Below are 418 nucleotides of genomic sequence, written 5' to 3'. Positions count from 1 at the left end.
TAATCGATAACGTCCCTTCACGCGCGCCGATTTCACCGCCGGAGACTGGCGCATCGAGATAATCGCCGCCCAGTTCATTCACCTGACGAGCGAAACGTTTAGTTTCAATCGGGGAAATGGAGCTCATATCAACAATGGTTTTGCCCTTCAGCGAGACTTTGGTACAACCATTTTCACCAAACAGAACGTCTTCAACCTGTGGCGTATCCGGCACCATAATAAAAATGATGTCCGATGCATCTGTTACCTGGCGCGCAGTTTCAACACTAACGGCGCCCAGTGACAGTAATTCATCAGCAACCGGACCAATGGTTGTGACATGCAGTTGATGACCGGCACGCGCCAGATTAATGGCCATCGGTGTACCCATAATGCCTAAGCCAATAAATCCCAGTTTCATAATTAACCTCTTTTAAAT

General features: G+C 48.1%; 1 protein-coding gene. It reads right to left on the bottom strand.

From position 1 onward, the window contains the following. Positions 1 to 400: NAD(P)-binding domain-containing protein (locus HV826_RS36560; protein WP_176421591.1), on the bottom strand; the 400-nt coding region annotated here is incomplete at its 3' end. Positions 401 to 418 lie beyond the last annotated feature (18 nt).

Origin of the sequence: Myxococcus sp. AM010 (genome assembly GCF_013372585.1) — a bacterium.
Lineage (GTDB): Bacteria > Myxococcota > Myxococcia > Myxococcales > Myxococcaceae > Myxococcus > Myxococcus vastator.
The sequence above is the reverse complement of the archived record's forward strand: the minus strand, read 5'-3'. Positions and strand labels throughout refer to the sequence as shown.